The following is a 772-nucleotide window of genomic DNA, read 5'->3' as shown; positions in this document are numbered from 1 at the left end:
CCGCGGGCTGGGCACGAACAGCGGCAGGCGCGCCAGCGCCGGCCAGTCGGCGCCGGCCAGCGCCTGCAGGTTGGCCAGGCCCTCGCCGCTGCTGACCACCAGGCCATTGAGCGCATGCTCGCGCACCGCGCCGGCCAGCGCGCCGGCCGGATGGGCCGGCAGGCGGCGCCGATACAGGCAAAGATAGTCGACGGCCACCCCCTGCTCGCGCAAGCGCTCGGCGAGCCAGTCGCGGCCGCCCTCGCCGCGCAGGATCAGCAGCCGCGGGTCAGGCACGGCGAGCGCCTCGTGCAGCGCCGGCAGGGCCAGCAGCGCCTCGCTGTCGTCGCCCGCCTCCGGCCAACTGGCGTCCAGACCGTAGGCGTCGAGCAGCGCGCCGGTGGCGGCGCCGACGGCGAACCAGCGCTGGCGCATCGGCGGCTGCGGCCAGTAGCGGTCGAGCAGCGCCAGGCCCAGGCGGGCGGCCGGCTTGCTGACCGCCAGCACCGCGCAGTAGCGGTCGAGGTCGAGGAACACCGCGCGATGCTCCGGGGTTTCCGGGAGCGCCTCGATCTCCAGCAGCGGCAGGCAGTGGCCGAACACGCCGTGCCCGGCCAGGGTCTGCGCCAGCGCGGCGCAGTCCTCGGCCGGACGGGTCAGCAGCAGGCGCCAGTCGCTCACGGCTGGCCGGCCTCGCCGTAGACCGCGGCGAGGATGCGGTCGGCGCCCTGGGCCAGCAGCGCCTCGGCGACCTGCACGCCGAGCGTCTCGGCGGCGGCGCGCGGGGCGCGGG

At 77.5% G+C, this 772-nt stretch carries 1 protein-coding gene and 1 pseudogene; both read right to left on the bottom strand.

Going from position 1 to position 772, the window contains the following annotated elements; genetic code table 11:
* A partial coding sequence (locus tag E5198_RS21310) for a uroporphyrinogen-III synthase (protein ID WP_136491876.1) occupies positions 1-660 on the bottom strand: 660 nt, incomplete at its 3' end.
* A pseudogene (locus E5198_RS21305) lies at positions 657-772 on the bottom strand (hydroxymethylbilane synthase); the annotation flags it as partial. The pseudogene E5198_RS21305 and the gene E5198_RS21310, both read right to left, overlap by 4 nt.

This window comes from Pseudomonas sp. A-1, assembly GCF_004801855.1.
GTDB lineage: Bacteria > Pseudomonadota > Gammaproteobacteria > Pseudomonadales > Pseudomonadaceae > Geopseudomonas.
The sequence above is the reverse complement of the archived record's forward strand: the minus strand, read 5'-3'. Positions and strand labels throughout refer to the sequence as shown.